Here is a 7,711-nt window from a genome sequence, read left to right as displayed (position 1 = left end):
GGTCGCGCCATGCCACCGCCCGGCCCTGGCCGGGCGGTGGCCATTTCCTTCCCATTCCATGGTCGTGTTTGCGACAAGCGTTGCTTTTTGGCAACGGTGCGGCGCATTGCTCACGCCGTCAGCGGTATGACCCTGAAATTGGGTTGCCTGCCCAATAATCACTCATGTATGACGGTGTTGCTTACGAATTCAGCAGTCGGCCGGCGCGGAAAAGCGCGAAGACCCTGCGTTTTGGGCAAACGAGTTTTGGCACGAGGGTTGCGTTATTCCCGGCAACTCTGACAGATCACCAAGGGGGTCAAATATGTTTGGACACGATCTTCGCAGCCGTTCCCTGATTTCGGGCGCGATTCTCTCGGCGGTTCTGGGCCTTGCGGCCTCGCCGGCTTCCGCCGATTTCTCGCTCTACGAGCAGGGTGGCCTGAAGATTGACGGCGCCTTCACCGGCGGCGTTACCCTGTTCACCACCCCGGGCTCTCAGTTCGGTGTCGGTTCGTACAACAACAATGCCGGCTCGCCGGGCAAGCGCGTCACCGGTCACAACAACTGGACCGAGACGTTCCTGCACCCCGAGCTGAAGGCCTCCTACGAGACCGAGGCTTATGGCACGTTCTACGGCGATGTCAGCGGCCAGTTCACCATGACCGGCGGCCATGGCGAGCCTTCGCTGATTTCAACTACCTACGGCCACCAGTGGATGCTCGAGCTGGAGAACCTGTACGCCGGCTGGAAGTCGGGCAAGACCCTGGAGGGCCTGGGCCTGGACGAGAATGGCCTGGACCTGTCGGGCGGCCGTCAGAGCTTCCGAGTCGCCGATGGCTTCCTGATCAGCAACGGCACCAACAACATCGGCTCGCGCGGCATGTTCTGGACCCAGTCCCGGACCGCCTTCGCCCAGACCGGCGTGGCCAAGCTGTCTTCGGGCAATGTGCGTGGTGACGTGTTCTACCTGCAGAACAACGCCTCCAACAGCGTGATGTCGCCGGGCCTGTACGAGAACGCCAAGACCAAGGTTATTGGTGGCAATATCGAACTGTTCGGCAATGTCGATCAGGTCGAGGGCAAGCCCGCTCCCGACGGCGCCTCCAACTATGCCGACCGCAAGTGGTACGGCGGCATGACCGTCTTCCGGGTGGCCTCGGCCGACAGCCGTGGCGTCTATGGATTCGGCCATAGCGGCATCACCAACTCCACCGTCACCAACACCCTGTCGTCGGCCCGTGACGGCATGACCGTGTTCTCCTTCCACGTCGGCGGCAATCCGCTGCCGTTCCTGCCGGACTTCTCCCTGTACGGCAATGCCGTGAAGGAGAATAACAACACGGCCAACGCCAAGGTCGACGCCAACGCCTACTACATCGAGCCGGGCTACCAATTGTCGGACGTGATGTGGACCCCCAAGCTGTCCTACCGCTATGCCCATTTCTCGGGCGACAAGAACCCCGGCGACGACAAGAAGGAGGCCTATGATCCCTTCTTCTACAACGCCATCACCCGCGGCTTCGGCACTTGGTTCATCGGCGAGATCGTCGGCAACTACGTGATCTCCAACTCCAACGTCAACATTCACCAGCTGACCTTCAGCGTGAATCCCCGTGACGATCTGAAGCTCAGCGTGCTGGCCTTTAACTACAAGTACGATGCCAAGCAGCAGTTGGGCACCGCCGTCACCTCGGACGATCTGGCGCGTGAAATCGATGTGGCCGCCGAGTGGGCCATCAGCGACAACGTCGCCTTGTCCGCCGCCTTCGGTGCCGCCAAGGCCGGGCATGGCTACAAGCAGAACCTGAGCGCCAACAGCTTCAGCAATGCCAACCTGCCCATGAACAAGACCTGGCTGCTGGGCGAGACCTCGCTGGTCGTGAAGTTCTAATAGCCTGAGACGACATCGGGCCCCCGGTTCCCTTCCTGCCAAGGGGGGAGCCGGGGGCTTTGTTTATGGAAACTTATTAATCCGTGCGCCATAATATCAAGGGGTTAAGAGGATAGGCGGGAGGGTGCCATGGCACTCGATAAAGGCGCGGCCGAGGACAACAAAAGGCTGTTTCCCAGGCAGCGATGCGGTACCGAGTGCACCTTTGTGCTCGATGGCATGGAAAGCCGTGCTTATTTGCTGGATGCGTCCCGCGGCGGGTTCAAGCTGCGATTCGACCTCGCTGATGCCGCCATGGCCGCCATGACCCCGCTGCCGCGCGACATGGTCGTCGCCGACCAGTATTCGAAGATGCATGCGACCATCATGTGGGCCAGTGCTGGGCTGGCCGGCTGTCGCTTCTATCAGCACCTGTCCCTGGATGACGTGGTGCGCGTGATGACCGGACATTTCCGCCTGCAACTGGTGCCGCCGCCCGAGCCAGAGGCGGAACGGCCGCCGCCGGCGGCATGACGGAAGGGGCCGCGCCGCGTTCCGGCTATTCATTGCCGATTTCGTGACATATCATGGGGGCCGGTGAAACGCTTATGGGGCATGGTCATGGCATCCGATGACCAGGGGCAGCATGGCAACCGGCGCGAATTTACCCGCCTGCGCAGCAGTGCGGAATGTCGCTGCACCCTGATGGGCCGGGAAAGCCGTGCCGTTCTGCTGGACGTATCCCGCGGTGGCTTGAAGCTGCGTTTCGACGATGCGGAACTGGCCATGGCGGCGATTCTGCCCGTTCCCTGCGATATCATCATCCGCGATGACTTGTCCGTGATGCCGGCGACGGTGATGTGGGCCGGTGGTGGGCTGGCGGGGTGCCGGTTTCACGAACCGCTGTCCCTGGACGAAGTGTCCCGGATGATGGGGGGATCCTTCCGCCTGGACGTGCAGCGGGACCCGATGCCGTTGGCTGAAATCACCTCGGCGCCCCAAATCCATGCCGAAAGCGAGGCCGAAAGGGAAGCCCGCATGGAGGCGGAGATGGCGGCCAAAATCCGCCTGATGGTCGAGAGCGACGAGGCGGACGAGAAAACGCCTACCCCGCCTTCTTGACCGGCGTGCGGGCCAAGGTGCGGTAACTGGCCACTTCCTTGGTGATGTGGTGGAAGATGGCCTCATCGACCAACTGGTAGATTTCCAGGCAGCATTGCTGTGCCTGCTTGTGAGTCTTGATCTTGGGAATCAGCTTGCGGCACAGATCGACGAAGGCGGCCGAGAGGGCGGCGTGGTTGGCTTGGTGCCGTTCCAGGTCGGGGGCATCTCGCTCGATCAGGTAGGCGTTTTCGGCGGCAAAGGCCGCCTTCATGGCATTGAAAATCGCCCCGGTCCGGGCCGCCAGCGTCTGTTGACCGAGACTGGGATCGTCCATGCCTTGAAAAAAATCCGCCATGGCGCCCAGCATGCGCTTGCGGCCCTGATCAACAGCTTCGATGCCGGTTTCCAGGGACATATTCCATAGGAACATGGGGGCCTCCACCTACGACGCCACGTCGCTTCTGGAGAGATAATCATCGGAAAGCTATCTGTCAAACGCTTGAAACAACTCGTTTTTTCTTCTCACACACGTTCATTTTGGCGTCACGATCCGTCACCGTACTCCCTCAAATGGCATTAGTGATATTGCGTATGGCGCCTTAAGGGTTGTCGCACATCTCCGGTCGTGACAGCGGTCCGAAATTTGGCTACACCCCACCTTCTTGTCGCAACCGAGCGTGAGCAAGCATGACCCTGTCCCTTCCCGTCGCGACCCTGGCCGCCATCACCAACCGCATCGCCCTTGAACTGGGGGTCAAGCCCTCGCAGGTGGCGGCGACGGTCCAGATGCTGGACGAAGGCGCGACGGTGCCGTTCATCGCCCGCTATCGCAAGGAGGCCACCGACGGCCTGGACGACACCCAGCTGCGCAATCTGGAAGAGCGCCTGGGCTATCTGCGCGAACTGGAAGACCGCCGGGCGGCCATTCTTCGCTCCATCGAGGAGCAGGGCAAGCTGACCCCGGACCTGGCGGGCCAGATCGGCGAGGCCGACAGCAAGGCGCGGCTGGAAGATCTGTACCTGCCCTACAAGCCCAAGCGCCGCACCAAGGCCCAGATCGCCCGCGAGGCGGGTCTAGAGCCCCTGGCCGACGCGCTGCTGGCCGATCCCGCCCTGGTTCCCGAGCAGGCCGCCGAGCCCTATGTGGATGCCGAGAAGGGCGTCGCCGACGTCAAGGCCGCCCTGGACGGGGCGCGCCAGATCCTGATGGAGCGCTTCGCCGAGGATGCCGAACTGCTGGGTAACCTGCGCGACGCCCTGTGGGATGGCGGTGTGCTGATCTCGACGGTGGCCGAGGGCAAGTCCGAGGCGGGGGCCAAATTCTCCGACTATTTCGACTACCGCGAGGCCATCAAGGCTATTCCGTCCCATCGCGCCCTGGCGCTGTTCCGGGGGCGCAACGAAAACGTTCTGAATCTGAAACTGCTGACTCCCGACGAGGCGGCACGGCCGGACGGCACGGTTTCCCAAGGCCCCGGCGAGTTCGAGGCGCGCATCGCCCGGCGCTTTTCCGTCCGCGACCTGAAGCGTCCCGCCGATTCCTGGCTGGCCGAGACGGTGCGCTGGGCCTGGCGCATCAAGATACATCTGCATTTGGAGTTAGAGCTGATGAGCCGCCTGCGCGAGGCGGCCGAGGCCGAGGCCATCAACGTCTTCGCCCGCAACCTGCGCGCCCTGCTGCTGCAGGCCCCGGCCGGAGCCCGGAACTGCATCGGCCTCGACCCCGGCATCCGCACCGGCGTCAAGGTGGCGGTGACCGACGCCACCGGCAAGGTGGTGGAGACCGCCACCATCTATCCCCACCAGCCCAGGAACGACTGGCAGGGCTCGGTGGCGGCCATCGCCCATCTGGCCCGCAAGCACGGCATCAAGCTGGTGGCCATCGGCAACGGCACAGCCTCGCGCGAGACCGATCGCCTGGTCATCGACGTGATGAAGCGCCACCCCGATCTGGGGCTGGAAAAGCTGGTGGTCAGCGAGGCCGGCGCCTCGGTCTATTCGGCGTCGGAACTGGCCGCCAAGGAATTCCCCGATCTCGACGTCTCCCTGCGCGGCGCGGTGTCCATCGCCCGGCGCCTGCAGGACCCGCTGGCCGAGCTGGTCAAGATCGACCCCAAGGCCATCGGCGTCGGCCAGTACCAGCACGACGTGGATCAGGTGAAGCTGGGCCGCTCCCTCGACGCCGTGGTGGAGGATTGCGTCAACGCCGTGGGCGTCGAGGTCAATACCGCCTCGGCGCCGCTGCTGGCCCGGGTGGCCGGGCTTTCCCCCACCGTGGCCCGCAACGTGGTGGAATTCCGCGACCGCTTCGGCCCCTTCGCCTCGCGCGAGGCCTTGAAGCAGGTGGAGCGCCTGGGCGCCAAGGCCTTCGAACAGGCGGCCGGCTTCCTGCGGGTGGTGGGCGGCGTCAATCCTCTGGATTCCTCTGCGGTGCACCCCGAGGCCTATCCGGTGGTCGAGCGCATCGTCAAGGCCACCGGCCGCCCGGTCAAGGCGCTGATCGGCGATTCCTCGTTCATCCGCTCCCTCGACCCCAAGGAGTTCACCGACGAGCGCTTCGGCGAGCCCACGGTCAAGGACATCCTGAAAGAGCTGGAAAAGCCCGGCCGCGATCCGCGCCCCGAGTTCAAGACCGCCGCCTTCAAGGAAGGGGTCGAGACCCTGAACGACCTGAAGCCCGGCATGATCCTGGAGGGCGTGGTGACCAACGTCACCAATTTCGGCGCCTTCGTGGATATCGGCGTGCACCAGGATGGCCTGGTCCATATCTCGGTGCTGGCCGATCGCTTCGTCAAGGACCCCCACGAGGTGGTCAAGCCCGGCGATCTGGTCAAGGTCAAGGTGCTGGAAGTGGACATCAAGCGGAGCCGCATCGCCCTGTCCATGCGCATGGACGCCCAGCCCGCCCCAGCCCGCAAGGATGATGCGCCCCGCCGCGACGAGCGTCGCCCGGCCCCCCAGGCCCAGCAGCGTCAGCCGGCGGCCCCCAAGGCGGACGAGGGCGGCGGAGCCTTCGCCGCCGCCTTCGCCAAGGCCAGGCAGAAGAAGTAGGGATGCGCGAAGGGACGCGGCCCTGCGCGCGTACATAGACCCCGGTCTTTTCGCCCGTCCTGCCGCAAGGGGCGGTGCGGGACTTCAGATTTGTTGACTAGGAAGATAATAATGATGTAGTTTCCTAGTCAATTAAATCGAGAGTCGCCCATGTCGCCCGCCGTCTCGGAATTGACCGCTCACCTTGGCTACTGGCTTCGTCAGGTGTCCAACCACGTCTCCCATTCCTTTGCCCGCATGCTGGCGGCAAAGGAGGTGACCGTCGCGGAATGGGCGCTGATGCGCATGCTCTATGGCCAGGACCCCTTGTCCCCCGGCCGGCTGGCGGCGCGGATGGGGCTGACGCCGGGTGCCGTCACCAAGCTTGCTGATCGTCTGATCGCTAAGAATTTGGTCGCCCGGCGGCCCAGCCTCGACGACCGGCGGGCGCAAACCCTGAGCCTGACCGCCAGGGGGGCGGAATTCGTTCCCCAATTGGCCGCCCTGGCCGACCGGAACGATGCCGCGTGTTTCGCTCATCTGTCCCGGGAGGAGCGCCGGGCCTTGGAGCTTATCCTGAAGGACACCGTGGCGCGGCTTGGCCTGACCGCCACGCCCGTCGACTGACCCCATGCAGAGGAGATGACCATGGACGCAAGCCGGATCGCCACGGCCCAGGCCTGTCTGGACGGAGCCGAAAGTGGCGCCATGACCTTCCCTCAGATCGTGGAGAGGCTGATGGCCGAGGGTTTCGAGAGCTATGCCGTCGACTTTCGGCGAGCCTGCGCCACCTATTACCGTCCCGACGGCGACAGTGTCGTGCTGTCCACCCACCGGGATGACACGCCAATCGCCCCGTCGCTGGACACGGCCGCCGTTCAGGCCGCCATCCGCGAGGCACAGGGGATGGTGGCGGGCTACACCTATGTCGGATTTTGCAAGAAAGTCCGGGCGGCCGGCTGTGCGGGCTACATGGTGTCCTTTTCCGGTCGCCGGGCCGTGTATTTCGGCCGTACCGCCGAAACGCACGTGGAGTTGTTCCCGATCCAAGCGCCGTGACCCATCAATTCCCCACTTCCCAAACGGAATAGCGCCGGCCGCATCCCCCCTATGCGTCCGTACGACTGGACTCATCAGTTCACTTTACTATACCGTCCAGCCGGTACAGTAAGGGGCCTGAATTCGCAATGAGCACCCGCGACAAGATCATCGATTCCGCCATGGCCATCGTGCGCGACCAGGGGGTGGCCAAGCTGACCCTGGACGCGGCCGCCAAGGAGGCGGGCATCAGCAAGGGCGGCGTTCTCTATCATTTCAAGAGCAAGGACGATCTGATCCGCGGCATGGTCCAGCGTCTGATCGACCAGTGCGATCAGCTCAACCGCGAGCATTACGAGCATCAGCCGGAAGGTCCCTATCGCTGGGCCCGGACCCTGGTGAACGCCTGCTTCGACCCCAACGGCCCGGCCTTCGATCCGGTGGGCGGCGCCCTGCTGGCCGCCGTCACCGTTAATCCAGACCTGGTCGCCCCCATCCAGGCTATGTACGACCGCTGGATGGAGCGCATCAAGAGCGACAGTCCCGACCTGCAGCGGGCCGGGCTGATCTGCACCGCCATGGACGGCGTCTATTTCCAGCGCCTGATGGGGATCAACCTCAGCGACGCCGAGGGGGCCGAGCGCCTCAAGCGGCACGCCCTCGACCTTCTGCAGTAACGGAGCCTAC

Annotated in this window: 8 protein-coding genes; 7 read left to right on the top strand and 1 reads right to left on the bottom strand. The window is 64.0% G+C overall.

The genetic code is table 11. From position 1 onward, the window contains the following. The first annotated feature begins 304 nt into the window (after positions 1-304). From AMB_RS17305 to AMB_RS17295, 3 genes are all read left to right on the top strand, one after another. Complete coding sequence (locus AMB_RS17305; protein ID WP_011385781.1) at positions 305-1,873, top strand: alginate export family protein; 1,569 nt, start codon at positions 305-307, stop codon at positions 1,871-1,873. Positions 1,874-2,002: 129 nt separating this feature from the next. After that, the gene (locus AMB_RS17300) at positions 2,003-2,386 is read left to right on the top strand and encodes a PilZ domain-containing protein (protein ID WP_011385780.1); all 384 of its coding nucleotides are present in this window, start codon (positions 2,003-2,005) and stop codon (positions 2,384-2,386) included. Positions 2,387-2,473: 87 nt separating this feature from the next. Then, positions 2,474-2,974, top strand: a complete 501-nt coding sequence (locus AMB_RS17295; protein WP_011385779.1) for a PilZ domain-containing protein — start codon at positions 2,474-2,476, stop codon at positions 2,972-2,974. On the opposite strand, the gene AMB_RS17290 is transcribed toward AMB_RS17295, so the two are convergent. Continuing rightward, entirely contained in the window at positions 2,958-3,386 is a 429-nt protein-coding gene (locus tag AMB_RS17290; protein WP_043745008.1) for a hypothetical protein, read from the bottom strand. The genes AMB_RS17295 and AMB_RS17290 overlap by 17 nt on opposite strands. A gap of 257 nt (positions 3,387-3,643) precedes the next feature. Here AMB_RS17290 and AMB_RS17285 point away from each other — a divergent pair, with 257 nt between their 5' ends. The 4 genes from AMB_RS17285 (at position 3,644) to AMB_RS17270 (ending at position 7,701) form a co-directional block, all read left to right on the top strand. Beyond that, positions 3,644-6,007: a Tex family protein gene (locus tag AMB_RS17285; RefSeq protein WP_011385777.1), complete on the top strand. Its 2,364-nt coding sequence runs from the start codon at positions 3,644-3,646 to the stop codon at positions 6,005-6,007. Between the two features lie 150 nt (positions 6,008-6,157). Further along, positions 6,158-6,613 carry a MarR family winged helix-turn-helix transcriptional regulator gene (locus AMB_RS17280; protein WP_011385776.1) on the top strand — a complete coding sequence of 152 codons (456 nt, stop codon included), beginning with the start codon at positions 6,158-6,160 and terminating at the stop codon, positions 6,611-6,613. 21 nt (positions 6,614-6,634) lie between these two features. Beyond that, positions 6,635-7,045: a DUF1398 domain-containing protein gene (locus AMB_RS17275; RefSeq protein WP_043746891.1), complete on the top strand. Its 411-nt coding sequence runs from the start codon at positions 6,635-6,637 to the stop codon at positions 7,043-7,045. A 128-nt stretch (positions 7,046-7,173) separates the two neighbouring features. Further along, complete coding sequence (locus tag AMB_RS17270) at positions 7,174-7,701, top strand: TetR/AcrR family transcriptional regulator (RefSeq protein ID WP_011385774.1); 528 nt, start codon at positions 7,174-7,176, stop codon at positions 7,699-7,701. Positions 7,702-7,711: the final 10 nt, after the last annotated feature.

This window comes from Paramagnetospirillum magneticum AMB-1, assembly GCF_000009985.1.
GTDB classification, from domain to species: Bacteria; Pseudomonadota; Alphaproteobacteria; order Rhodospirillales; family Magnetospirillaceae; genus Phaeospirillum; species Phaeospirillum magneticum.
The sequence above is the reverse complement of the archived record's forward strand: the minus strand, read 5'-3'. Positions and strand labels throughout refer to the sequence as shown.

Excerpts from the sequence above, each read along its gene's own strand:
- AMB_RS17275 (WP_043746891.1), top strand. The coding sequence starts at position 6,635 with ATGGACGCAAGCCGGATCGCCACGGCCCAGGCCTGTCTGGACGGAGCC.
- AMB_RS17290 (WP_043745008.1), bottom strand. The coding sequence starts at position 3,386 with ATGTTCCTATGGAATATGTCCCTGGAAACCGGCATCGAAGCTGTTGAT.
- AMB_RS17285 (WP_011385777.1), top strand. The coding sequence starts at position 3,644 with ATGACCCTGTCCCTTCCCGTCGCGACCCTGGCCGCCATCACCAACCGC.
- AMB_RS17295 (WP_011385779.1), top strand. The coding sequence starts at position 2,474 with ATGGCATCCGATGACCAGGGGCAGCATGGCAACCGGCGCGAATTTACC.
- AMB_RS17270 (WP_011385774.1), top strand. The coding sequence starts at position 7,174 with ATGAGCACCCGCGACAAGATCATCGATTCCGCCATGGCCATCGTGCGC.
- AMB_RS17280 (WP_011385776.1), top strand. The coding sequence starts at position 6,158 with ATGTCGCCCGCCGTCTCGGAATTGACCGCTCACCTTGGCTACTGGCTT.
- AMB_RS17300 (WP_011385780.1), top strand. The coding sequence starts at position 2,003 with ATGGCACTCGATAAAGGCGCGGCCGAGGACAACAAAAGGCTGTTTCCC.
- AMB_RS17305 (WP_011385781.1), top strand. The coding sequence starts at position 305 with ATGTTTGGACACGATCTTCGCAGCCGTTCCCTGATTTCGGGCGCGATT.